The 24,489-nt window shown below is 51.7% G+C and carries 19 protein-coding genes and 1 pseudogene; 6 read left to right on the top strand and 14 right to left on the bottom strand.

Features of this window, described 5'->3' with window-relative positions:
* Nucleotides 1-21: 21 nt before the first annotated feature.
* The 5 genes from sppA to L855_RS16370 all read left to right on the top strand — a co-directional run bounded on the left by sppA (nt 22) and on the right by L855_RS16370 (nt 7,819).
* Entirely contained in the window at nt 22-1,827 is a 1,806-nt protein-coding gene (gene sppA / locus L855_RS16350; RefSeq protein ID WP_159789810.1) for a signal peptide peptidase SppA, read from the top strand.
* Between the two features lie 345 nt (nt 1,828-2,172).
* The gene (locus L855_RS16355) at nt 2,173-5,211 is read left to right on the top strand and encodes a beta strand repeat-containing protein (RefSeq protein WP_159789812.1); all 3,039 of its coding nucleotides are present in this window, start codon (nt 2,173-2,175) and stop codon (nt 5,209-5,211) included.
* A 132-nt stretch (nt 5,212-5,343) separates the two neighbouring features.
* The gene (locus L855_RS16360; RefSeq protein WP_159789814.1) at nt 5,344-6,186 is read left to right on the top strand and encodes a hypothetical protein; all 843 of its coding nucleotides are present in this window, start codon (nt 5,344-5,346) and stop codon (nt 6,184-6,186) included.
* Between the two features lie 76 nt (nt 6,187-6,262).
* Nucleotides 6,263-7,033 carry a hypothetical protein gene (locus L855_RS16365; RefSeq protein WP_159789816.1) on the top strand — a complete coding sequence of 257 codons (771 nt, stop codon included), beginning with the start codon at nt 6,263-6,265 and terminating at the stop codon, nt 7,031-7,033.
* 75 nt (nt 7,034-7,108) lie between these two features.
* On the top strand, nt 7,109-7,819 hold the full coding sequence (locus tag L855_RS16370; protein WP_159789818.1) for a hypothetical protein: 711 nt from the start codon (nt 7,109-7,111) through the stop codon (nt 7,817-7,819).
* 78 nt (nt 7,820-7,897) lie between these two features.
* On the opposite strand, the gene L855_RS16375 is transcribed toward L855_RS16370, so the two are convergent.
* The 8 genes from L855_RS16375 to L855_RS16410 form a co-directional block, all read right to left on the bottom strand.
* Nucleotides 7,898-11,194: a glycosyltransferase family protein gene (locus tag L855_RS16375; RefSeq protein WP_159789820.1), complete on the bottom strand. Its 3,297-nt coding sequence runs from the start codon at nt 11,192-11,194 to the stop codon at nt 7,898-7,900.
* A 13-nt stretch (nt 11,195-11,207) separates the two neighbouring features.
* Nucleotides 11,208-12,539: an aminopeptidase P N-terminal domain-containing protein gene (locus L855_RS16380; protein WP_159789822.1), complete on the bottom strand. Its 1,332-nt coding sequence runs from the start codon at nt 12,537-12,539 to the stop codon at nt 11,208-11,210.
* Nucleotides 12,540-12,556: 17 nt separating this feature from the next.
* The gene (locus L855_RS16385) at nt 12,557-13,333 is read right to left on the bottom strand and encodes an MBL fold metallo-hydrolase (RefSeq protein ID WP_159789824.1); all 777 of its coding nucleotides are present in this window, start codon (nt 13,331-13,333) and stop codon (nt 12,557-12,559) included.
* Between the two features lie 10 nt (nt 13,334-13,343).
* On the bottom strand, nt 13,344-13,949 hold the full coding sequence (locus L855_RS16390) for an anthranilate synthase component II (RefSeq protein WP_159789826.1): 606 nt from the start codon (nt 13,947-13,949) through the stop codon (nt 13,344-13,346).
* A gap of 43 nt (nt 13,950-13,992) precedes the next feature.
* Nucleotides 13,993-14,490, bottom strand: coding sequence for a diacylglycerol kinase family protein (locus L855_RS16395; RefSeq protein WP_425500581.1), 498 nt, complete (start codon nt 14,488-14,490; stop codon nt 13,993-13,995).
* Nucleotides 14,491-14,501: 11 nt separating this feature from the next.
* Nucleotides 14,502-15,050: an rRNA maturation RNase YbeY gene (ybeY, locus tag L855_RS16400; RefSeq protein ID WP_159789828.1), complete on the bottom strand. Its 549-nt coding sequence runs from the start codon at nt 15,048-15,050 to the stop codon at nt 14,502-14,504.
* 7 nt (nt 15,051-15,057) lie between these two features.
* Nucleotides 15,058-15,204 (bottom strand): DUF3285 domain-containing protein, encoded by a 147-nt coding sequence (locus L855_RS16405; protein WP_074162921.1) that lies wholly within the window; start codon nt 15,202-15,204, stop codon nt 15,058-15,060.
* A 171-nt stretch (nt 15,205-15,375) separates the two neighbouring features.
* On the bottom strand, nt 15,376-16,779 hold the full coding sequence (locus L855_RS16410; RefSeq protein WP_219729930.1) for a carotenoid oxygenase family protein: 1,404 nt from the start codon (nt 16,777-16,779) through the stop codon (nt 15,376-15,378).
* A gap of 529 nt (nt 16,780-17,308) precedes the next feature.
* On the opposite strand from L855_RS16410, the gene mazG reads away from it, so the two are divergent.
* The gene (mazG, locus tag L855_RS16415; RefSeq protein WP_159789830.1) at nt 17,309-18,133 is read left to right on the top strand and encodes a nucleoside triphosphate pyrophosphohydrolase; all 825 of its coding nucleotides are present in this window, start codon (nt 17,309-17,311) and stop codon (nt 18,131-18,133) included.
* Nucleotides 18,134-18,139: 6 nt separating this feature from the next.
* Here mazG and L855_RS16420 read toward each other — a convergent pair.
* From L855_RS16420 to gcvH, 6 genes and pseudogenes are all read right to left on the bottom strand, one after another.
* Nucleotides 18,140-19,211: pseudogene (locus L855_RS16420) on the bottom strand (IS630 family transposase).
* Between the two features lie 90 nt (nt 19,212-19,301).
* On the bottom strand, nt 19,302-20,201 hold the full coding sequence (locus L855_RS16425; RefSeq protein ID WP_159789832.1) for a vitamin K epoxide reductase family protein: 900 nt from the start codon (nt 20,199-20,201) through the stop codon (nt 19,302-19,304).
* A gap of 41 nt (nt 20,202-20,242) precedes the next feature.
* A complete protein-coding gene (locus L855_RS16430; protein WP_159789834.1) occupies nt 20,243-20,989 on the bottom strand; it encodes a rhodanese-like domain-containing protein in 747 nt (248 codons plus the stop codon).
* An 18-nt stretch (nt 20,990-21,007) separates the two neighbouring features.
* On the bottom strand, nt 21,008-21,241 hold the full coding sequence (locus L855_RS16435; protein WP_219730040.1) for a hypothetical protein: 234 nt from the start codon (nt 21,239-21,241) through the stop codon (nt 21,008-21,010).
* A gap of 209 nt (nt 21,242-21,450) precedes the next feature.
* Nucleotides 21,451-23,697 (bottom strand): heavy metal translocating P-type ATPase, encoded by a 2,247-nt coding sequence (locus L855_RS16440; RefSeq protein WP_159789836.1) that lies wholly within the window; start codon nt 23,695-23,697, stop codon nt 21,451-21,453.
* A 375-nt stretch (nt 23,698-24,072) separates the two neighbouring features.
* Nucleotides 24,073-24,468, bottom strand: coding sequence for a glycine cleavage system protein GcvH (gene gcvH / locus L855_RS16445; protein WP_159789838.1), 396 nt, complete (start codon nt 24,466-24,468; stop codon nt 24,073-24,075).
* Nucleotides 24,469-24,489: the final 21 nt, after the last annotated feature.

A 24,489-nucleotide genomic window follows, 5' to 3' on the forward strand; every position in this document is an offset into this window, starting at 1 on the left:
TTAACTCTGACTGCCAACGTCATGCGTGATTTTCTCAAAAATGTTGTTGCTACCGTCGCTGGACTGATTCTCTTTTCTGCAATTGGCGTTGGAGGGTTAGCAATTTTACTCATTACCGCCTCTTTACAAGCCCCTCGCGGCCCCGAAGTGAAGGAAGATTCAGTTCTGGTGTTGGATTTGGGCTTGAATATCCAAGATAGCCGCGCCCTAGCTACCCCCGGCCAAGCCTTGCAGCGGGCCTTGGATGGTTCGACGGACAAAACCCTGCACCTGTTGGATGTCCTGGAGGCTTTGGAACAGGCGAGTAATGACGATCGCATTGTTGCCATCTATCTTAAAGGGCGTTCGGGGGATATGCCGACTAATTACGCCAACTTGCGGGAGGTGCGAGAGGCGTTAGCGCAATTTCGGGAAACCGGTAAGCCAATTATTGCCCACGATCGCGATTGGAATGAACGGGAATACTATCTGGCCTCTGTGGCCACGGAACTGTCTATGGCCCCTCTGGGGGCGGCGGTGTTTAATGGCTTAAGTGCTGAAACTCCCTTTATCACCGGAACCTTAGACCAATTGGGAATCGGGATTCAGGTGATACGCCGGGGGGATTACAAATCAGCCGGGGAAACCTTTGTTCGTAGTGATTATAGTGATGAAAATCGAGAACAACTCCAGGCCTATCTGACAGATTTATGGTCTGAGATTGTCGAGACGGTGAGTGAACATCGTCCTTTAAGTCCCCAGGAGTTTCAAAACCTCGCCAATACCCAGGGGGTGTTATTGCCCGATGAAGCCGTCAATCAGGGATTTGTCGATCGCATTGCTCAAGATGTCGAGATTCGCGATCGCCTGCGGGAACTCAGTAACATTGACGAAGACGATAAGTCATTTGAAGGGGTGAGTTTAGCCACCTATATTGAAAATCTCAATCCTGCCCAAATGCGACGGGGCGCACCCGGGAGCGATCGCCAGATTGCCCTAGTGTATGCAGAGGGGCCCATCGTCGATGGTGAGGGAGAAATTCGTCAAATTGGGGGCGATCGCTTTGCCAAAAAACTACGAGACTTACGGGTGAACGATGATGTCCAGGCCGTCGTGTTGCGAGTTAATAGTCCTGGCGGGAGTGCGATCGCCTCAGAAGTCATCAAAGAAGAACTCGAACTGCTGCGAGAGGAAAAGCCGGTGATTGTCTCCATGGGCAACGTCGCCGCCTCAGGAGGCTATTGGATTTCCATGGCCGCCAATGAAATTATCGCTCAACCCAACACCATTACCGGCTCAATTGGCGTGTTTGGCCTCTTCTTTAACATCGAGGATCTCAGTGAAAATGTCGGTCTCAGTTGGGATGTGGTGCAAACCTCTCCCCTGGCGAATACTCAAACCATTTCTCGTGCCAAAACTCCAGAAGAATTAGCACTTCTAGAACGGTTTGTCAACCAGATTTACCAACGTTTTACAACCGAAGTCTCCAACTGGCGCGACTTATCCATGGATGAAGTTGAGGACGTCTCCCAAGGTCGAATTTGGTCTGGTGTCGCTGCCGAGCGTGTGGGTTTAGTCGATCGCGTTGGGGGCTTACAGATGGCGATCGAAGTCGCTGCCGAAGCCGCTGACTTGGGTGAAGAATGGACGATTCAAGAATATCCCCGAGTCAGACCCTTCGCTGAACGCTTCCTAGAAGAGCTTTTTGGGTCTTCAACTCAAGTCACCCTACCCGAACCCCTAGAGAGTTTCCGTCAGCAAATGGAAACCCAACTCAACGACATCTCCACGTACAACGATCCCCGAGGCCTATATATGCGCCTGCCCTTTGAAATTGAAATCGAATAGATTTTTAAGAGGCAGTAGGCAGTAGGTAAAAGAAGGGAACACCGGAACAGGGAACAGGGAAGAAGAAGGCAAGAGGCAAGAGGCAAGAGGCAAGAGGGGGGAATCTCGTAGGGGCAATCCCTTGTGGTCGGTGAGCGATAGCCGAACCGTGGTTGCCCTCTTAAAGGATATTGGCAGATATATATTCGGCTTGGGAACTCTTTTTCCGGAAAAAACGACTGGATGATAAGGCCCTCCCCAGCCCCTTAACACATTAATGGGATCTTGGGTGGTGCAAGCATGAGCCTAAACTCCGTTTAGTCCTTGCAGGGCCGTCCATCCACACATTAGTAAGGATGAAACCTTGTGACTACAATTCTAGAAAATCCCGACAACCTTCTCCTGGGGGACGAAGGTGATAATCTGCTTGAAGGGACTGCTGTCGGTGTAATTGACGGGCTAGAAGGGGATGACACCATCCTCAGTGCCTTGAATGCCAGCGAACCCGGTAGCACCCTCTTCGGTAACGCAGGCAATGACTACATCCGCAGCCGTGGCATAGGCGACTTTGCCTTCGGCGGTCCCGGTAACGATACCCTGGTCAACGAAAATGGCCAGGGTTTAATGTTTGGAGACCAAGGCAGTGACTACCTCATTGCCCAAGCCAGCGGTGCCACCCTCTTCGGCGGCAGCGACATGGAAGATAGCCCCGATGATGGCGACAATATCCTCGTCTCTGAAGGGGGCAAAAACATCCTCGTCGGTGGTGGCGGTAATGACACCCTTCTCGGTTTCGTGGGTGGTGACACCATGGCCGGCCGTGGCGGCGATGACTACATCGTCGGTGGTCCCGAAGGGAACAACTACCTCTTCGGCAACACCGGCCTCGATAGTCTCCTCTCCATCAGTATCGAGCGTCCCGATAGCCTCTACGGTGGACAGGATGATGACCACGTCGCCGTCGGTAGCGACAGTACCGCCGATAACCCTATCCTCGCAGGAGGTCAGGGGTCGGACAGCCTCGAAGTTCAGGGCAGCCAAGTTGATGGGGCCGTCCTCATCGGTGATGCCAACTTAGAAGGCGGCTTTAGCGGCAGTGATGCCGGAGATGACTACCTCTATGTCGCCGGTGGTAACAATCACCAACTGTTTGGCAACGCGGGTGCCGATACCCTCGCCATTGGCATCAATGTCGGCATCGGGGTCTCCCTCTTTGGCGGTGTTGGTAATGATTTCCTCATCGGAACCGGTGGCGCTGGGTTGCCGCTTCCCGCACAAATCAAAGCCTTCGGTGACAAAGGTAGTGATACCTTAATGCTGGCCGGTAGCGACTCCGAGTTCTGGGGCGACAACCCCACCATGACGAGTGACTTCGGTAACAACACCATCATTGGCATTGGTGTTGGCAACACCCTACGGGGCGGCAACGACTTTACGACCGGCAGTAACGCCGGAAGCAACAGCATCACCGCTGAATTGGGTGATACTGAACTGGCAGAAGGGGAAGAGAGCAACAACGTCCTGATTGGTGGACCCGGAGATGACACTCTCGATGCCAGCAAAAGTGGTCCTGGAGATACCCTCATTGGTGGCCCCGAAGGCAATGGCGGTAACAATACCTTCCTATTCACTGCTAACCAGTACATTCAAGCTGACCTCTCTGGTGCCAGTGTCAACACCTACATTGGTGTCAATGCAGGCAGGAGTGACATTGCCGTCACCATTGGCGCTCAAGACGTGGCGCAAGGAGACGGAAACTTCTTCTTCACGGGCGAGCAAAGTCGCTCCGTCTCCTTGAAAACGGGTGGGATTGTCATCAACAGCAATCGCGCTAACTTCATCCAGATTACCGACGACGCATCCGGCGTTACCAAAACCGGTAGTGGCGATGATTTCTTCGACCTGGGCAATGTCTCGGGTAGCGTTGATGCCGGCGATGGTGACAACACGATTAACGTCGGTAGCACCGTCAGTGGCAACGTCACGGCTGGGGATGGCAACAACACCGTCAATCTCTCTGGGTCTGACTGTATCTCCGAAACTGGGGTCATGACCTTCGGTGGCGGTGAAAATGAATTTAACATCAGTGGTTCCGTCTTCGGTCGGCTTCAAGCCGGTAAAGCCGGTCTGGGTAAAAACACCTTGACGGCGCTCACCCTGGGCCAAGGGGGTATCTTTGACTTCAGCCAAAGTCAATCCTCTAGCATCAACGTCACCAACGTCTTCCAGGGCGGTCAAATCCTCCTCGGTGGTATCTCCAACACGGTTAACGTCGGTCTGGCTTACTCGGGAGCAAGCTTCACGGCGTTATCTGGTGACAACCAAATCATCCTCAATGACCTCAGTGCTGCGCTTGATGATGAGGGCAATCCTGAAGCCGAACAAGAGGCTATCTCCATCACTGGTGGTGAGGGCAATGACTTCCTCGGTTTCAGTAGCAGTGCCTCCTTCAGCAGTTCCGTTTCCGTGAGCCTGAACATCAGCGTCAGCGGCGGTAACAACGTCATGCAAGGGGCAGGCTTTGGTGATAGGATTACCGCTGGCATTGGTAATGATGTCATCTATGGCGGTGCAGTCCAGTTTGAGCCGTCCAGCAGCACCTACAACGGTTTCCAAATTCAGGGAGCGACGGCGTCCAGCATTGCGTTAAACTTCTCGTCCATTAGCAATGGTGACTTCATTGACTTGAGCAAGGGGGGTAACAACCGGGTTCTCTTCCGCTCCGCCTTTGAAACCGGCTTCTCGTTACAGAAGTCGTTCCGTTCCTTCCAATCCGGCGGCTTCCTGAGCCTCGGTAGCAGTGGAACCTCCGATATCAATGTCGGAACCGGTCTCAGTAGCAGTACCCTGCTTGTGGGCAGTAATGGTCAGTTTATCGGTGCCAATGGAACCAGTACCGATGGAGCGTCGAGCGGTACGAGCTTCACGAAAGGGGTCTTCTCGGGGGCTGTGGGGATTGATACCCTCAACAACTTCCAAGTGGGCCGCGACCAAATTGTCCTCGACAGCAGTGAGTTCAGCATCACATCTGAGTCTGTTAAACTATTCCGCAGCCAAGGCGCACTCTATGGCGTGATTGCTAATGGTTCTGGTGCTGGTTCTGGTGGTGGTGTAGACTACAGTGATTTCGACAATGTACTCAATGGTTCAGGCTACTTCTATGAGTCCTTTGTTCGAGGTGTTGGCTCAAATGATACCTTTGATGCGAACGAAATTGATTTCAGTGAGAACGGTCAGCTCTTCTTCGATCTCGAAGCACAAGGACTCTACCTTGGTTTTGAAGGTCACGCGAAACTCATCGCTCGTTTACCTGGTGTAAACTTGACGGGTGAAGTTGGCGGTAGCGTAGCAAATGACTTCGTCACCACGCAAGCGATTGGTGATGATCAAGTTGCCTTGTTCTAATTAGGGATATCCCGTGCATCTGCGAGTTTCAGCCCCCAGCCTCAATTGCTCTCCGTCGCCCTGGAGAACGTCGGAGATGGGGGCTGTTCTCTGTCTTGCTAACTCTCGGTTCTACTCATCGAAATTTTGGTCATGATCAATCCAATCGATAACCCACGGATGAAAGAGGTCTTGGAAGACTCCCATAGCCTCAATGTATATCAACGGGGAAAACCGATTGACTTGGATGATGTCAGGATTATTACAACGGCTCGGGATGCGCATCAGTTTTATTTTCAAGTTCCCATTGACAAATGTATTTGGGGCTATGGCTGGCATTATGTCAAGGGAGAAAATCCTCTCAATAACTTTTTTACCTGTGAGGAGAGCTTAGATTATTTTTATACCGAGTATCGTCCTGAAAATTGCCTGGAGGCGTTGACTCTGGCCCCCCAGCAACAGCGGTGGGATTCCCTAGAAACCCCTTGGCGGGTTGATATTAAACCCACCCCCTTTACCGGAGAAAATAAGTTGGGGCCAGAACATGGCCGCCCCCATTGTGGTCCGGTGAGTTTGGAACGGCTGAATTTAGAAAAATTCAGGCTGCGAGAGGTAATTGCGTCAATTCGTAATATGGGCTATATGACCAGTTATTATGCCTCTCCTGACCAACATATTTTTGGCTATTTTTTGGTCAATGACCAGGATTTTCGTTTCTTGGTTGTGAATGGCCAGCATCGCGCGGCGGCCCTAGTGGAGTTAGGCTCTCAGACGCTGCCGGCAACCTTCACCTCCATTGTGCCTCGGATGCCTCGTCTCGTGTCTCCTTGGCATCTGGACTTCTTAACCGGTGTGGCGTACGATGTGGAACAGCGCTCAACAGCTCAACAAATTTTTGACAGTTATTTTGATGCGTCTCTGCGCCAACAACGCAAGGCCGCGTTATCGGAATGGCTGCGTTTAGCTCAGTCTGAATCGCAGCCAGGGATTGAGTAACCGGGAGACGAGATTCTCTAAGGGGTTACCTTAGCCCTTTTGCCTCCTATTAGTCATTATAAATAGATATTCAGGAATGAATTTGTCAGAAGAGATTGCTCATAAAACGTATAATAATGGGAATCTGATCACATTAAAAGATGTATGGTTTCTGGGGTTTGCCCATGATGCCTATGAATTTTGCTTTCAGGTTCCCCTAGAGAAGTGTATTTGGGGATATGGCTGGCGCTATACACCGGAGGAACATCCTTTTTTTCATGCGTTCGGGCAAGAAGAGTTTTTAGATACGTTTTACTATCGTTACCGTCCTCAAAGTGCGTTGGAAGCTGTCATACTACAGCCAGGACATGGGGGATGGGAGTCCCTATTTGTTCCTTGGCGTTGTACCATTAAACCTCCAAAAAAACCAGAACAACATCCCTTCATAGAGGATGGTGGAACTCAACATTATGGCCCCGTCAGCCTGGAACGGTTAAACCGTGAAAAACGGAGGCTTAGCACAGTATTAACGTCAATTCAAGAGATTGGCTATCAGGGAGGCAACGGTGAACATGACCATATTCGGGGCTATTTCATGGTTCAGGATGATGACTTTCTGTTTTATATCGGTGCCGGTAAACATCGCGCGGCGGCGTTGCTGAAGCTTGGATACACCAGTTTGCCTGCAACCTTTAGTATCTTTGTCCCTCGAATGCCACGACTGATTTCACATCAGCATCTTGAGTTATTGGCAGGGAAGGTTTACGATCGCAGGATTTTACCAACTGTAAAAACCATGTTTGATGGATATTTTAATGAAGGTATCAGACAACGGCGCAAATCCTTATTAGCCTCCTGGATTCAGTGATTATTTATGGAAAACAAAAAGCCGAGAAAACTCTATAATCAGGGACAGCCAATTGAGTTTAATGATATTGGTCTGTTGGCGGTTGCCCGTGATTCCCATCGGTTTTATTTTCATGTCCCCATTGAAAAGTGTGTTTGGGGGTATGGTTGGCGGTATATGAAGGCAGAACATCCATTTCTTGATTTTTTTGAAGTTGAGGCTAGTTTGGATGAGTTTTACCGAAATTACCAGCCCCAAAATACTCTGGAGGCGTTGACACTTGGATCTGATAAACGGCATTGGGACTCGTTGGAGTTTCCTTGGCACTTTTTTATTGCGCCTAAACTAGATGTCAAATATCGTAAACAGTATCTGAATCAGCATTTGGGTCCGGTCATGTCGGAAAAATTAAATCATGAAAAGTTAAGGTTGATAACAACTTTTAATTCGATTAAAGCTCAAGGATATCAACCTCAAAAATATGGCTATCCAAACACGCATATTTGTGGCTATTTTTTATTAAAAAATAATGATTTTTTATTTTATATCGAAGCAGGAAAACATCGGGCGATCGCCTTAGTGGAGTTAGGATATACAAGTTTGCCAGTTGTCGCGATTCCGGAACCCTATTTTATTTCCCATCAAACTCTTTTAGGTCTCGCGGGAACTGCGTATCCTGAGGAAGACTTACCGATTGTTCAGACCATCTTTGAGAGTTATTTTGATTCAAGTTTGCGGCAACGACGGCGGCAGGTTTTGGCAGAGTGGATGAGGCGGGCTAGGGGGGAGTCGGTGGTGGTGTTTTGAGGGAAGATGGGGAACCACAGAGTCACAGAGGACACAGAGGAAGATGTAGGGGCGAACGTTCGCCCTCTTCCGGGATAACTATAGGAGGTTTTGGTAGAGGTGGCCGAGTTTTTGGGCGAACTGTTGGCTGTTGAGGAAGGGGGGGGTGGTGGCCATTTTTTGTTGAAGTTGTTGCTGGGTTTGCTGTCTTAGGTTGGCGTTCGTGGCCAGTTGGTGGGCCAGTTGTCGATAGTCGTCGGGGGTTTTGGTAACTAGGTCATCAAGTCCCAGTTCTCGGAGGAGGGCGGCCCCTTGGCAGAGATGTCGTTGAGGGGTTTCGAGGCTGACGAGGGGAAGTCCGAGTTGTAGGGGCTGGAGGACGGATATGGCTTGGGATTGGGGAAAGGAGTCTAGGTAAATATCGGTTTGTTGTAGGAGATATTGGAGGTCACTGGAACTGGGGAGGGGTTTGACAAGGAGAAAGCGGTTGAGGGGGACTTGGTGTTGTCGTAGGATCTCCTGCATTTGACGGAAGAACGGCATTTCTAGTTCGGGATGTCGCGTCCACTCGTCGCCAAAAGGATGGATGACGAGGATGCTGTTGGGGGTGGTGGCGAGGAGTTTGGCCCAGGTTTGACGAACTTCGGGATGTAGGGTTCGGAAATGGGCGGCAGAACTGAAGACGATGGTGTTATCGGGTAGATTCCACTGCGATCGCTCGATTTTGACGGTTAACTCGGGTTTGTCTTTGGGGAGGTCAAAACAGAGTCCTGACCCCTCTAGGGTGAGGAGGGTTTCGCTATGGTCGATGGGATGGTTGGCGGTGAGGGTTCCGGCGATATAAGCGTCAATATGCCGCATTCCGGTGGTGGTTAAACAGGAGAGGTTGGTGATCTGACGGCGGGCGAGACGATAGCAGGAGAGGAAGGCCAGGGGGGATGACCGAGTGACAAGGTTACTGCCAATTAGCAGAATATCGAGGTCGTCGGAACGGATGGTGTGGACTCGTTGCAAGAGGGTTAGATGGCCTAGGGGGACCACTTCGTCGGCGTAACTCCAGCAGTAGTCTTCGTAGGCGTCTTTGCGAATCTGAAGGCTATAGAGGTAAATCTCAAATTGACTGCGATCGAGGTCTTTGATACAGGCTAGGTTGTAGTAGGTTTGGGGGTTGTCTCTGTAGTTGTTGGCCAAAACCCCGAGGCGAATTTTGGTTCGGGGGGGACGAGGGGGGAATTTATAACTGAGGGGCGATCGCTGTTGGTAGAGGATTTGTTCGAGGAGGTCGGACCGTTTCTTTTGGAGTCGTAGGGGACTGCGTTGGCTGAAATATAAAGGCGTGCAATTCACCCGTTCGGCAAAGACTTCGTTGACGGCCTGCCAACTGGGACTATTGGGATGACTGAGGATGTTTTGATGCAGATAGCTAAGCCAATTCTCTAGGTGAGTATGATACTTTTCTGTATCGCCGGGGTCTTGGAAAATTCGGGGCATGGATAGAACATAGGCCAGGAGAAATTCGTTTAGCCAGCCGGGAAAGGGGAGGTCGTGATAGGGAACGGGGAATTGATGGGGATAGCCGTAGAGGGTGGCGGCGAGAAAGGCTTGGGAGAGACGGTTTTCGGGGGTTTTGGGGCTAAACAGTTGTTTGAGTTTCTCGAAAAATCTCCGGTCGTCTTCGTCGAGAGAGTCTTGGCGTAAGGCACTCTCTAGGAGGGCTGAATGTAAGTCCCCCAGTTGTCCATCAATTTGGTCAGGGAGTTCGGCATAGGCAAGATTTAACCATTGCTGGGTGACGGCTTTTCGGAGTTGTCGGACGAGATAGAGGGCCTGGCGATCGCCTGGATTCTTTTGATAGTTGCTAACGATATCTAAGAGAGACTGAAAACCGGGGTTAAATTGGGTAATGACATTGAGGCGATAGGCTAGGGGGTCAAAAGAAACCTGGAAGAAGTAGTATTTAAAAAGTTCCTGATTTAAGGCATCTATGAGGTCTGGACTAGGAGACCCTTGGGGACAGGTTAGGACCAAGGTATGGGCTAAGATGGATTTCAGAAGTGGAATTAACTGGCCGGTTTTAAAGAAGTTAATATCCACCAGCAACATGGTTTGATGGCTGAGATTATCGACGGTAAGTTCTCGGAACTCAGGATGGTGGACTAAGTCTGAGGGGGTTAGACATTCGATGCGATCGCCCAATTGGCAGTCTTGTATCAGTTGAGGCGGGGTGGCGGTTTTGCCATTAGGAAACACCAGATAAATGTGCAAGCGAGATAAGTCCACCACATCGGCAATCAAGCGGGGATCACAGTCTCCCCAAATGATGAGATTTAGCTTGGGAATTTGCCGATGTTGCTCTTGGATATACTCATAAATGGCAATATGCTGATGGCGATCGCCCGTATCCTGACTGGTGACAAACTGACTGCGTAAATCAGAGGCAGCGTGATAGAAATTCGGCAACAAACGACCCTGGAGATGGTCTAAAAGCTGTTGAACTTTCTGTTCTGGCTGATGCTGTTGCCAAAATAATTCACAACCCGCTTGGGCAATCTGTTGCGTCAGTTCAGGACGCTGAAGATAATACTGTATTTTTTGATATAAGTCCGCTTTACTGTCATAGGTTTCCAGATGGTTGCCCACCTCAAATAATGCCTCTAACCCCGCTTCCGGTTTGAGTTTGTCCGTCAACAAAAACCCGCCACTAGACAACACCTCAAACACCCGCATATTCAAGTCCCCATTGAGACTCACATTGAGGTTAATCTGACTTTTAGCATAGACTTCAGCGGCCTTTTCCTGACTGCCACTAAAGGTCTCTAGGGGGATTCCCTGAGCGGTCATTTCATCGAGAATATGATAGCGATAGGGATGTAAGGGGCCAATTTGTCCAACAAAGGACACTGGATAGTCTGGGCGGGGACAAGGGGGTTGAGGGTGGGGGTAAATGTTAAAGCCAGGGAGCCAAAATACGTTTTTACAACCCGCTTCTTGGAAAAAATGAAGATGCTGCCGTTTATGGTCAGACATCACGAAATCGAAGCCTTCCTGAACGGCATAATCCGTTAGGGCGCGGATGGGGGTTTCTAAATGTTGCGTATCCCCGACAATCAGTAATTTAGGACAGGTTAAGAGGTGTAAGTTAGTGGGGAAGTTCAGACGAGTGGCATCGGCCCGAACCACGACTAATTCAGGATATTGGGCCGCCGGAATTTGGGCAAGGAGAGGGGCAATATCATAGGTTCCGATGGGGGCTTCGAGTTGTTTGAGTCGATTAAATCGATACTCAGTTTTGAAAGTTGCCCCACATAAAATCTCATTCTCAGAAATAATGGTCGGACGATGAACCGACCCTGGAGGTTGATAGAAAAGGAGGACATTAAATGTGGGATAGGGCATCAGTTACAGGTCATTATCGTTCCATGGCTTCCACGGATTTGGGAACGCCGGCGGTTAGAATGTCACACCCTGATTCAGTGACGAGGACATCATCCTCAATTCGCACCCCAATTCCATGCCATTTTGGGTCAATGGGAGGTTGTTCGATGGTAACGTCATCTACCTCGCGGCTGGCGGGTTGGATGTAGGGGGAAATATAGATACCCGGTTCAACGGTGAGGACATTTCCCGGTTGGAGGATATGCCAGTTATCTTTTCCATGTTGATAGACCCCTACATCATGGACATCTAACCCTAGCCAATGTCCCGTTTTGTGCATATAAAAGGGTTTATATTGTTGGGCTTCGATGAGTTCGTCGGGGTCGCCGGAGAGTAAGCCCAAATCTAGTAAGCCTTCGACTATGACGCGTACGGCGGTGTCGTGATGTTCGTTGTAGGCCATGCCGGGTCGGACTTTTTCAATTGCCTGTTTTTGGGCATCTAAGACGAGTTCATAGATGATTTTTTGTTCTGGGGAAAATTTACCAGAAATGGGAAAGGTGCGGGTAATATCTGAGTTGTAATACTGATAGGAACAGCCGGCATCAATGAGCAGTAAATCGCCCTCTTCCATCTGACGGTTGTTCTCGACGTAATGCAAGATGCAAGCGTTTCCCCCGGAGGCGACGATGGAGGGATAGGCGGGACTGCCACCGTTGAGGGTGAACAACCGTTCCATCTCTGCTTGCACTTCGTATTCGTAGCGTCCGGGGCGGGCGATGTCCCGGGCCAGGTTATGGGCGTCAACGGCGATGTCAGCCGCTTTACGCATCAATTGCAGTTCTTCGGGGGTTTTGACCAGCCGTAGGGGGTGGAGGAGGGGGCTAGGGTCTTCTAGGGCAGTCGGGCCAGTCCCTCGTTTGGGGTAGAGGGCCAGTTGTTTGCGCCAATGACGGAGGATGCGATTGTTGAAGGTTTCGTCTCGTCCGAGGTGGTAGTAGATGCGATCGCCCCCTTTCAAATACTCCGGTAGCTTCTCGTCCAATTCCGCGATGTCATAGGCCACATCAGCCCCATACTTCTCCTGGGCCGCCTCAACTCCAGTCCGATAACCTGACCAAATCTCTCGTTCTAAGTCCTTGGGACGGACAAAGAGGATAAACTGATGCTCATCATGGTGGGGGGCGAGAACGGCGACGGCGTCGGGTTCGTTAAAACCCGTGAGATAGAAAAAGTCGCTATCTTGGCGGAAGGTGTATTCAACATCATTGTGCATTACCGCCATGGGGGCACTTCTAAAAATGGCGGTTCCCTGATTCAGTTTAGTCAGGAGTTGTTGGCGACGTTGGACGTGGAGATGGGACATCAGCAGCAGGGAGGGACTTACGACAAGGGAGAGGTGAGAATTTGAATGAGGCGATCGCCCTGAGGGAGATCCTGTGGCGTGAGGACAATACGATTGTCTGACTGTTGACGAGTGGAGGTATCTCCCATGAGATTAAGGAAGTCTTCGAGGGGCTTGATATCACAGAACTCATCATCAGCGGCGGCGGTACGGTAATGGGTGGGGATGATGATGCGGGGATTGAGACGGTCAATGGCCGCCTTGGCTTCTTCGGGGTTATAGGCTTTGTCGCCCCCTCCCACGGGAATCAAGGCCACATCAGGACGGCCTAGGAGAATCCGCTGTTCGTTGCCGATGGGGGCCGCTGCCCCTCCGAGATGGACGATATTGAGGCCTCCCTGTTGCCAACGCCACATCATATTGGTGCCAAAACGCCGTCCGTTGAGGCGATCGTGGGCGATGGGAATCCCCTCAAATCGCATTCCTTGCAGTTGGAAAATCCCGGACTCAAACAGCAATTTGTTCTCCGGGACATTCTCAACATCCCCTTCATCGAGGAGAAAACTGCTGACGAGAACCACATCCGTATCTTCAACATTGGGTTCAGGATAGCCCGCTGTGCAGCCTCCGGGGCGGAAGGGGTTGGTGAGAACCCGCCGGCCTCCCCCAGTAAAGCGGAAACAGGTGTGACCAAAAAATTCAATTTCCAGTCGGCCCTGGCTTGGGGATTGGGCCCGTCCTCTCCCAGCTAAGCCTGTGACGGTGGTGGCGATCGCCCCCACTTGCAAATACCGAATCAGTTGTCGCCGTTTCATACTCTGATACCTAGACCGTTGCGGCCTGTTTGAGACTCACCAAGAAATTATGCAACAACGCCTTCCCCGATCCGGTCAAAATACTCTCTGGATGAAACTGTACCCCTTGAATATGGGGATACTCACGATGTTGCACGCCCATAATCGTGCCATCTTCGACCCAGGCGGTAATCTCTAAGACCTCGGGACAAGTGGCGCGATCAATGACCAGACTATGATAGCGGGTTGCGGTAAAGGGATTCTCTAAACCGGCAAACACTCCCTGATTGTTATGGTAAATGGGGGAGGTTTTTCCGTGCATCAGTTCCCCGGCCGAGACCACTTGACCGCCAAATACCTGGCCCATACTCTGATGGCCCAGACAGACTCCCAAAATGGGCAAGGTGGGCCCCAACTCCTCAATCACCGCCAACGACACCCCAGCATCCTCGGGACGACCGGGCCCTGGGGAAATGACTAAACCATCGGGATTGAGTTGACGAATTTCCTCAATGCTGATGCAGTCATTACGATAGACCTGAATCTCGGCGGCGACGGGTTGGGTTTGCCCGAGTTCTCCGAGATATTGAACCAGGTTGTAGGTGAAGCTGTCGTAATTGTCGATGACGATGATCATGGGCGGTAGGGGCGAGATAGGGGTAGAACTAACAGGATGGGATCTAGCCTAGCAGGACATAGAGGCGAGTCCAGAGGGGGGGGATGAGTAGGGAAAGGGCGACAATGAGGGAGGCGATCGCCCCCACCAAGACGGCCCCAGCGGCACAGTCTTTGGCGATTTTCGCTAAGTCGTGATAACTCTGTTCTACGGTCAGATCCACCACGGACTCGATGGCGGTGTTAATCAGTTCTAGGGCTAACACGACACCAATGGTTAGGGCGATCACGGCCATTTTGACGGCTTCGAGGTTTAGGGAGAGTCCTAAACCGATGGCGATCGACCCAATCAGGACATGGATGCGAAAGTTACGCTGGGTAACAAAGGCATAACGAATCCCCTGAGTCGCATAACGGAAGCTGCCCCAGAGACTGTGGGCGACTTGCCAGGATAACTGACGCTCATAAGCCTTATTCTTGGGAGTCGGATTCGGCGCACCGGGGGACATGGGATAGCGAGTCTTGGGACGTTCGGCGATAGCCTCAAAAAGATTTAGATTCATCCTACACAATCCTAGGAAGGGGTCTTGGAGAGAATCAGAGGCAGATCAAGGTTAACAGCTATTTCGACACAAGCGAGTAGCTGCACCTGACGCTGAAGCATCACCGCTAAACTCTCATCATCGGGGTGATCCCATCCCAATAGATGCAGGAAGCCATGGGCCGCCAACCATGTTAACTCGCTGTCTAATGAATGACCGAGGCGTTGCGCCTGTCGTTGAGCGGTATCGAGGGAGATGACGATATCCCCGAGAGATAGCGGTAAGGCTGCACCGATCTGCGGTATTTCATACTCCATTGCTGCAAACGCTAACACATCTGTCGGCTGGTCTTTGTGTCGGTACTGACGATTTAGCTGACAAATTTCGGTGTCATCGGTGAACCGCAAGCAGAGTTCGTAGCCGAGGGGAGGATGCTGTCCCTGGGGGATTTCGTCGGGGGAGAGGTCTTCTAGCCAGGCTTGGAGGCGATCGCACCACATGGCTTCGCTGGCGAAGGACTGGCCATCTCCTTGGGCCAGTTCTTCGGGCTGTTGGACGCTCAAATCAAGGAGAATGGCCATGAGGGGATTAGTGGGTTAGATAGGCGAGTCCTACCAGCAGGGCGAGAAGTCCGAAGGTGGTTAGAAAGAAGTGATAGAGAGATTTTCCACCTTTGCGGACCATATTCCGCATGGCGAGTTTGACGAAGCTGGGTTGAGGTTCGGGGGAGGTCATGGTAGGGAACAGGGAACAGGGAACAGGGAACAGGGAACAGGGAATAGAGGGAAGACGTAGGGGCGTACCGCAAGTGGCGCGCCCTTCCCCTTGTGGTCGCCCTTCCGGGGTAGGGGCGTACCGCAAGTGGCGCGCCCTCTTCCGGCTCTTGCTGATTTTTGGCTGCGTTTCTTAATTTAACGTATTGCTGAAGGTTCCGTGGAAGCCGATGGGGATGACTTTGGGTAAGCCTAGGCGACAAACGGGTTCGTCTAGGTGGGCGGCGTTGAATACCCAGACTTCCGAGCGATCGCCCTCGCCATCATAAACTACCGTCAGCAGCCAGCCGCCTCCTTCGCCGTTGGGGGCGTAGATGGGTTCTACGGGATAGCGGCCCTCGCCAAAGTCGAAACTATCTAGGGTTCCTTGCTGGACATCGTAACGCCCGATCGCCCCGTAGAGGTCTTGGGCGGTGTCAACGTTGGGGCGATGTAGGGAAAGATACAGGGCTGAGGCGTTGCGGCCTAGCTGATCTGGGGCGACGCTGGGAAATTCGCAGGAGCGATCGCACAAGGACTCAGTGGCTAAGATTTTACCGGTTTGGGGGTCGAGAATGAGGCGATCGAGGTGGGCTTCGGCGGTGGTGTCGGTGTAACCGGTGGCAATTTCGGCAAGTCGTTGGTTGGTGGCGAAGTCGGGATAACGCACCACATCCACCACGATATGACCGGCTTCGTTGACATATCCGTTGCCATAATGCCATTGAAACCAGGGTTCGGCTTCGCTACGACCGACCAGATTGAGGCTGTGGCGGTCGAAAATCAGGATTTGGGTTCCCAGTCTTGGAACCCAGCGACACCCGTCCTTAATTGTTGTCAGGCCGAAGAGAATCCGCAACAGGGGAACCTCTAGGGGGGGAAGGAAAAAGACGAGATAGTCCCCGGCGAGAACGAAGTCATGAATCAGAGAGATCTGTTCTAGGGGATGGTGGCCCTGGCGTTTTAGGGTTCCCTGGCTGTCGCAGACGAACAGACGTAGGCGATTCTGCCGGCCATAGTCGATGCCGAAGTTGAAAATCTCGCCACTGTGATAATCCCATTTGGGATGGGCCGAGTAGGTAGGAACGTCAATCTCTTCTAATCCCAGGGTGTCGAGGGTTTTGGGATTGAGAACATGGGGTTTTCCGCCTTCCCACAGGGCCAGGAGGCGATCGGGTAGGGCTAAAACGGAGGTATTGGCGGCGTTTTTGGGGGATTTCCGCCAACGGGTGAGGAGAGAGTCCGGGGCGAGGGTTCCATAGCCGCCATAGAGAAGGGTTCCAGCTTCGGCTTCGGCTTGATAGCCGGCGGTTTGTACGAATCGATATTGACCTTTAGCCTGGCCATTGCTAAACCCGACGGAGAGAATGGCCCCGTCGCCGTCAAACCAATGGCCCACATGGCGATCGCCCCGCTGAAGTCGGGCCGGACCGTTACGATACAAGGTTCCCTGAAGTGTGGCGGGAACCTGGCCGGATAGTAATTCTAAGGGGGTAGAATCAAACTCCTGGCCAACTTGGGTCACCGCATTTGACCAAGCGGCTTGTTTTGAACTCATAGAGATGAAAGGCTAATCGTCGTCCTCTTTCACCCTATCAAAACAACAACAGCATCCAGACCAGTCGGACGAGTGATTTCCCCATGTTTCTAAAGACAATTTGGAGGTGCAATCGGCCAATCTTCCCAGAAAGGGTTGACGCTGCATTGCTCCCAGTCAACTAGGTGGTGGAAATTTCAGTCGCTTGGGCGGATGCCGTTATTTGTCGGAGTTGAACAGATGTTAGAATTAACAGCGTGTTTACCTCTTTAAACTAATGTGGACTGCGCTGCGTGTTATCTGTTTCAGAAGCGTTGTATTTGCTTCTGATTACTACTATAGGAAGCGGGACTAGAAGATGCAAGAGGTTTTAACCAAACGTTACAGTATCAAGTTCAACAGGTCTTTTAACGACCTATGAGCGCTCGAAGCTTGACTTAGGACTCTGAGTTGGGAGAGAATCCCCCACCTGTTGCCTATTGCCTATTGCCTATTGCCTATTGCCTTCTTTTCCCCCGTTTTTTGTCCCATTCAGACCAATTGTTGCTATATGAGCGATCGCCCCTCCAATCCATCTCAATCCCTCACCGCCCTTGAACAACTCATTGCTGTGGTTGCCCAGTTACGAGACCCCGATGGGGGCTGTCCTTGGGACTTAGAACAGACCCACGAAAGCTTGATCCCCTATATCATTGAAGAAGCCTATGAGAGCGTCGATGCCATTCGTCGCGGTGATTCTGAGCATATTTCTGAGGAGTTGGGAGACTTGTTACTCCAGGTGGTGTTACAGGCCCAAATCGCTCAGGAAGCTGGGGATTTTTCCTTGGCGGAGGTAGCCCAGGGAATTACCGATAAATTGATTCGTCGCCATCCTCATGTCTTTGCTGACACTGAAGCCAATACCTCAGAGGAGGTTCGGCAGAATTGGCAGGCGATTAAAGCCGCAGAGAAGGGAGACGATGAAACAAAACTGAGTTCTAAATTAGCCCGTTATGCTCGGACGTTGCCTCCCCTCATGGCGAGTCAGAAAATCTCGAAAAAAGCTGCAGAGGTGGGCTTTGAGTGGGAGAAGGTTGAGGATGTTTGGACTAAGTTTGATGAAGAACTCGGGGAGTTTAAGGAGGCGATCACCCAGGAAAGTCGTCAACGGCAAGAGGAGGAACTCGGAGACTTACTGTTTGTTCTCGTCAACTTAGCCCGTTGGTATGACCTCGACCCGGAAGCGGCCCTTCAAGGGACTCATGAGCGTTTCCTGGCCCGCTTTACCCAAGTTGAAGCCGCCTGCGATCGCCCCCTCTCCGACTATAGCGTCGAGGAACTCGAAGCCCTCTGGCAAGTCGCGAAACAACGGCTAATATCAAGTCCGGTTAATTAGCCATACTTAGCATTGGTATGCCTCCCACCAGTGAAACTGGGTCAACCCCGAGATGAAATCGCGCTGGTTTAGCAGTTGGACACAGCGTCGCTCTACCTGGTCGAGTAAGTCCTCTAAGGTCTCAAACACTCGGTTGGCTACGGCTTCGTTGACAACTGGCCAGAGTCGTTCTGCCGGTTGCATCTCGGGGGAGTAAGAGGGCAGAAAGGCTAGGTGTAAGCCTTCGGGTAAGACCACCTCTTTTGAGATATGCCACCCGGCTTGGTCTAAAACCAGCACGACTTGTCGTTCGGGTCCAATGTCAAAGTGCTGGGCAAAATCAGCTAAGGCTCGATTAAACAGCTCGATATTGACCCGAGGCAGCAGCCACCAATAGGTCTCACCGCTGTGGGGATGGACAAACCCATAGAGCCAAAACCACTCATAGCGAATGCGAACCTGAGCTTTGGGCGACTCATGCCATTTATTGACCCAGCGGCGACGCCTGATGGGATGAAGCCCTAGGCGATGTTCGTCCATGGCCCATAGCTGAACGTCGGCATCGGGATGGTCGCGTCGGATTGCCGCGAGTTGCTGGTGCAGCTTTTTTTTCCCACTGCCGCTGCTCCTCTTCAGTGGCGGACTGTTGATGCTCTTGACGAGGGACTTTCAGGGAGAACTCCATCTGCTTGAGAATCTCCCAGCCCCGTTGGCGGTGAACCGGACGGTCTAAGCGCTCGCTAAGCCAGTCGGCCACCTTGCGTCCATTCCAGAATCCACCCTCGGGAGGGTCTTGCTGCAGAGCTTGGCACAATAAGGCTTGAGTCTCATCGTCGAGAATCAGGTGACCATGGCCCTGATTGTGTCGCCGCTGGTCTCCCAGGGACTCTGGCCCCTGATGGTTATAGCTCCTGACTACTTCATAAATCCAATTTCGGCTATAGCCGGTCACCTCTGAGACCTCAGCCGTCGTCTTACCCAGTTGCAGCAGCCAGATTAGCTGATAATGCCCCCGCTCAATCCCACTTTTAGCGCCTCGGTAACGCTTTTCTAGTTCTTCGGTGCTCAAATGAGCTTCTAGGTTAAGTCGCCGTCCCATGCTCGTTTATCCTTTTATCCTTAGTCTGCCACCACACTGATTATATACCATAGGCGATTAGCCGGACTTGATATAAACTCGTGAACTGGCTTAAAAATCCCGAGAACCGGTATATCCTGACAAATCCGCTAACTCCTCTAAGGGGATCATGCCAGCTTGCAGTTGTCCATCAATCTCCCAGGAAGGATAACTCTGAATCCCGGCAGCCTGACAAGCGGCGGGATCGGGATTCACCCCATTCTCGTCACATTCAACGTAGTCGAGGGCTTCAGCCGCTTCCCGGCCAAATAGTTGTTTTTGCCGCAGACAGAAATCACACCAAAAGGCCCCATACATGGTGATGCCACTGTCTCGCAGATGTTGCGCCAGGGCGATACTATCAGGGGTTGAGGTGGTGGTAATGGCGTAACCGCTACTGGTTTGGGTCTCTGCGGTAGGGCTATGGATGGGAGAGTAGATGGCCAGGGACCCAACAAAGGTAATAAAGGCGACGATAACCCCGGTAAAGAAAACCTGCCCAATATCGTCCCAATCTTGGCCGACAAGCGTCAGTCCTAACAAGGCCAGGGCACAAATGGCGGAGGCCACACAGTACAGACAAAAAGCCTGGATCTCAAATACCATGATGTACATGAGATAGAGACTGAACACCCCCATGGCGACACTCCCCATGAGCAGAAATCGCCAGGTCCAATCCTCCACGGTTCGACGCTGGGATTTATGGGTCTCCGGGTTAATCAGCCAAGGGGCCACGGCAAACACCCCCATCGCTACATAGGCTAAGAAACCAAACAGGGCCAGGGGTAAACCAAAGACCACTGCATAGGGACTCGATAAGACCTTATCGCAGCCTTCCGTGGGACAGGCGGCAGAAACATCGGCAAAAGCCGTAATGGCTAGATACGCCGTGATAACTGCCCCTAGGGCTGAGATGGCTGCAATGATAAACCGTGATTTTCGCTGAATCCAGGGTTGAGAGCGTTTGCGCATAGATTAAAACCTACAAAAAGGACGAAGGGGACGAAAACCCTTTAAAGATGGCTGTTTGAGCGTCGTTTGACAATAATCCAAACCGCTGGGACGGTAATGGCGATCGCCACGGGAATCACCATAGCCATCGGTAGGGTTGTAACTGTTTCCCAGGATAACGATTGTGACCCACCTAGATCAGCCGGCTGTGACGCTTCTGTCTCACCGGCGGGGGATTCGGTCAACGGTTCGCCGGGATTGGGGACAGCACAGCCTCCCGATGCAGCATCCTCCTCGCTGTCTTCTGTTTCATCTGGCCCATCACAAATCCCAAAATCGGCTTCCGCCAACTCTTGAGCGATGAGCCATGGAGAATCTCCGGCGATCGCATCACTGCGGATCATGTTTGCATTGCTAGTAGCCATCTCGTTCGTACCTCCAGAAATTGGCGTAGGCGGGGCAGAGGTTTGGGAGTCTTGACCCTGAGTCGGATAGCCTTGAGAACGCCAGCGGCGAATCCCACCCTTAAGATGGCTAACATCCTCAAACCCCGCCTCTAGTAATCGTTGTCCTGCGTCTAGGGTTCGTTGCCCAGAACGACAATACACAACAATGGGGCGATCGCGGGGCAAGTTCTGAATCTCAAAGTCCGATAAGGGGATAAGTTGCGAGTCCACAATCCCTTCTTGGTCATGTTCCCAAGATTCTCGAACATCAATCAGCAGAATCTCGCCCTGAGACTGTTGTTCCCAAAGCGTCGCCGGGTCTAGTTCCCGAAGATAGGATGATCGGGCAGATTCAGGCTCCATAGTCTCGCTCTCAACCCCTTAATCTGAGGGTTCTCGCTGACCCAAAAACCACCACAATTCCCATCCTATCAAGGCTAAACCGCCAAGGGTCACGGCGACCTTTACCCCGAGGGGTTGCTCAATCTGCTCGAACTGTCGGGATTGGGTCGAGTCTGGATCAACGTCAGAGGAACCCGGCATGGCCATCGCACCTCCTGCTCCCAGAATAGCGATACTGATACAGGTTATGAGGATTTTGTCAACAAGCTTCATCAAAGGATTTGGAATGAACAACAGTAGGCAGTAGGCAGTAGGCAGCAGGCAGTAGGCAGTAGGGGGAAAAGAAAAGACGTAGGGGCGTTTGTGGTCGGCGAGGATTGCGGTCGTCCGAGGCAAGAGGTGGGAGGGGCTAGGGGTGCCTTATTCCCTGTTCCCTGTTCCCTGTTCCCTGTTCCCTTCTTTTTGCCTACTACCTTCTTTTCCTAACTCACCAGTTTCGTCTTACGCAGTCTCAAGGCATTGGTAATCACGGAGACGGAACTAAAGGCCATCGCTGCACCGGCGAAGACAGGATTGAGTAGCCAACCCACGAGGGGATAGAGAACTCCTGCGGCTAAGGGAATCCCTAACGTGTTGTAAGCAAAGGCGAAAAAGAGATTTTGACGGATATTGTTCATGGTGGCCTGGCTTAAGTCGATCGCCAGGACAATTCCCCGTAAATCTCCCGAAATGAGCGTAATGTCACTGGCGGAAATGGCCACATCTGTTCCTGTACCAATGGCCATGCCGACATCCGCTTGAGCCAAGGCCGGGGCGTCATTGATGCCATCGCCGACCATGGCTACAATTTTGCCTTCTAATTGCAACTCTTTGACGCGATCGCACTTCTGATCTGGACGCACTTCGGCGAAAATGCGATCAATCCCCACCTCTTGGGCGATCGCCTCGGCGGTTTGCTGGTTATCTCCCGTCAGCATCACCACCTCTAAACCCCGACGATGTAATTGCTTCACTGCCTCCACTGATGAGGGTTTGAGGGCATCCGCAATGCCGAATAAGCCCTCAATAGAACCGTCAATGGCTAACCAGGCGGTGGTTTTGGCCTGTCGTTGCCATTGCTGACGGCGATCGTCCAAGGCCTGAGTATCTAAGCCTAACTCCGCCATCCAGCGGCTCGTCCCAATTTGCACTCGCCGGCCCTCTACGGTTCCTTCAACCCCCATTCCCTCGCGGGCCTGGAAGTCCGTCACTGAGGGAAGCGGCTGTTTAATTCCTTGGACCTCGGCATAGTTCACCACGGCTTCGGCCAGGGGATGTTCCGATTGACGTTCCACCGCCGCCGCCAGTCGTAACCAGTCCAGTTCCTGTTCAGTTCCCTGAACTGTTACATAATCGGTCACCGTAGGCTGTCCTTGGGTCAGGGTTCCGGTTTTATCTAGGACAATGGCTTGGAGATTATGGGCAATCTCTAAACTGTCGGCCCCTTTCATTAAAATCCCATGTTCTGCCCCCAGTCCAGTTCCTACCATGATTGAGGTGGGGGTAGCCAGTCCCAAGGCACAGGGACAAGCGATAATCAAAACGCTGACGGTGGTGACGGTGGCTAGGGTGAGATTGCCGGTGAAGTTGAACCAGAGGATAAAGGTGAGAATGGCGATCGCAATCACGACTGGGACAAACCAACCCGTCACGCGATCGGCAATCTTCTGAATCGGGGCTTTGCTTCCCTGGGCCTCTTGCACGAGGCGCACAATTTGAGCCAAAACCGTATCTTTACCCACACGGGCCGCCCGGAAGCGGAAACTACCGGTTTTATTAATTGTCGCCCCAATTACTTCATCGCCAGAGGCTTTCTGAACGGGGATTGATTCCCCGGTGACCATGGATTCGTCAATGGTGGATTGTCCTTCGACGATTTCTCCATCCACGGGAATTTTTTCACCGGGACGAACCACCACCACATCACCAATCTCTACCGCTTCGACGGGAATATCCTCTTCCTGGCCATTGCGAACCACTCGGGCCGTCTTGGCCTGTAATCCCATTAAGTTGCGAATGGCCTCGGAGGTTTGTTTTTTGGCCCGGTTCTCCAGCAATCTCCCCAAAAGAATCAGGGTGATGATGACGACGGCAATCTCGTAGTAATAGTCTACGGGGAGTCCCTGGGCCTCGAAAAATTCGGGAAAGAAGGTTGTCCAAAGGGAATAGACGAAGGCCGCAATGGTTCCTACGCTAACTAAGGTGTTCATATCCGCCGTGTGGCGGGTAAAGGCTTTCCAAGCACTAATAAAGATTTTGCTGCCACACCAGACAAAGACAGGCAGACTTAACACCAGTTGCAGGATGGGATGATGCAGCCACATGGGGAAACCGGGAATGTCTAACCCGGTCATCATGGGAATGGCCCCAAAGACGATAATGGAACTCACTACACCGCCAACGATGACTTTTTGAGTGAGTTCTCGTTGTTCGGCTTGATTGGCGGCTTGTTCTTCGTCACTCTCTTCTAGGGGAGATGTGACGGGTTGAGCCTGATAACCGGCATCAACAACCACCGCAATGAGACGTTCAAGGTCGGTTTTATCGCTGTGATATTCAACAGTGGCTTGGGATAGGGCAAAGTTGACGCTACAAGCCGCCACCCCGGAGACTCGGGATAAGGATTTCTCGATGCTGTTAGCACAAGCGGCACAACTCATCCCTTGGAGTTTCAGGTTGATGGTTTCCATAATGGTGAGTTTAGGGGCTGATTGGGTTCGGGGCGATTGCGGTTCCGGTACGCTTCGCGATTGTGGTTCCCACACGCTTCGCGATCGCACGTGGTAATAAAAGAGTAGTTTTGCTCGTTAACTGCGTGTGACAGTTAACGGCATCACTCTCTCCGGGGCAATCGCTCACCCTAGAACCACTGACTGTTCTGGGATCGTTATCTCTAAGTATGACACGTTGTCATACTTAAATCCAGAATATAACCAATCATTCACTTAAAACCAATTACGGTAGCACCAAGCCTCAACAGATAGGACAATTAAAGTAGCTGTATCAATTAACCTGTAACGTTTTTACTACAGCTAATTGCCTATACTCAATTGTCCATTACTGAGTTACTCTTCTCCTTCAACTTGGGCGCGATATTCCTCAGCACTGAGAGTTTCTTCGAGTTCATCCTCAGGATTATCGAGGCGAACCTTAATCAGCCAACCTTCACCATAGGGATCAGCTGCCAATCCTTCGGGGGAAGCCAGTGCGTCTTCATTGCGATCGATCACCGTTCCCGAAATGGGAGCATAGAGATCTTCGGCGGCTTTCACCGACTCAATGGAGGCAAAGGTTTCTCCTTTAGCCAGGGTATCGCCGACTTCTGGCAGTTCCAGAAAGACAATATCGCCCAATTCATCCAAGGCAAAGGCACTCACCCCGATGGTGGCAATTTCACCATCGAGGCGTACATACTCATGAGAATCGAGATATCTGAGATCGTCGGGGTATTCAAAAGCCATAGAGAGCGTCTCGCAGTTCCT

Source organism: Sodalinema gerasimenkoae IPPAS B-353 (assembly GCF_009846485.1).
GTDB classification, from domain to species: Bacteria; Cyanobacteriota; Cyanobacteriia; order Cyanobacteriales; family Geitlerinemataceae; genus Sodalinema; species Sodalinema gerasimenkoae.

Excerpts from the sequence above, each read along its gene's own strand:
- L855_RS16410 (WP_219729930.1), bottom strand. The coding sequence starts at position 16,779 with ATGAGTTCAAAACAAGCCGCTTGGTCAAATGCGGTGACCCAAGTTGGC.
- L855_RS16380 (WP_159789822.1), bottom strand. The coding sequence starts at position 12,539 with ATGTCCCATCTCCACGTCCAACGTCGCCAACAACTCCTGACTAAACTG.
- L855_RS16385 (WP_159789824.1), bottom strand. The coding sequence starts at position 13,333 with ATGAAACGGCGACAACTGATTCGGTATTTGCAAGTGGGGGCGATCGCC.
- L855_RS16395 (WP_425500581.1), bottom strand. The coding sequence starts at position 14,490 with ATGAATCTAAATCTTTTTGAGGCTATCGCCGAACGTCCCAAGACTCGC.
- L855_RS16360 (WP_159789814.1), top strand. The coding sequence starts at position 5,344 with ATGATCAATCCAATCGATAACCCACGGATGAAAGAGGTCTTGGAAGAC.
- mazG (WP_159789830.1), top strand. The coding sequence starts at position 17,309 with ATGAGCGATCGCCCCTCCAATCCATCTCAATCCCTCACCGCCCTTGAA.
- L855_RS16440 (WP_159789836.1), bottom strand. The coding sequence starts at position 23,697 with ATGGAAACCATCAACCTGAAACTCCAAGGGATGAGTTGTGCCGCTTGT.
- gcvH (WP_159789838.1), bottom strand. The coding sequence starts at position 24,468 with ATGGCTTTTGAATACCCCGACGATCTCAGATATCTCGATTCTCATGAG.
- L855_RS16375 (WP_159789820.1), bottom strand. The coding sequence starts at position 11,194 with ATGCCCTATCCCACATTTAATGTCCTCCTTTTCTATCAACCTCCAGGG.
- L855_RS16430 (WP_159789834.1), bottom strand. The coding sequence starts at position 20,989 with ATGGAGCCTGAATCTGCCCGATCATCCTATCTTCGGGAACTAGACCCG.
- L855_RS16435 (WP_219730040.1), bottom strand. The coding sequence starts at position 21,241 with ATGAAGCTTGTTGACAAAATCCTCATAACCTGTATCAGTATCGCTATT.
- L855_RS16390 (WP_159789826.1), bottom strand. The coding sequence starts at position 13,949 with ATGATCATCGTCATCGACAATTACGACAGCTTCACCTACAACCTGGTT.
- L855_RS16365 (WP_159789816.1), top strand. The coding sequence starts at position 6,263 with ATGAATTTGTCAGAAGAGATTGCTCATAAAACGTATAATAATGGGAAT.
- L855_RS16405 (WP_074162921.1), bottom strand. The coding sequence starts at position 15,204 with ATGACCTCCCCCGAACCTCAACCCAGCTTCGTCAAACTCGCCATGCGG.
- sppA (WP_159789810.1), top strand. The coding sequence starts at position 22 with ATGCGTGATTTTCTCAAAAATGTTGTTGCTACCGTCGCTGGACTGATT.
- ybeY (WP_159789828.1), bottom strand. The coding sequence starts at position 15,050 with ATGGCCATTCTCCTTGATTTGAGCGTCCAACAGCCCGAAGAACTGGCC.
- L855_RS16425 (WP_159789832.1), bottom strand. The coding sequence starts at position 20,201 with ATGCGCAAACGCTCTCAACCCTGGATTCAGCGAAAATCACGGTTTATC.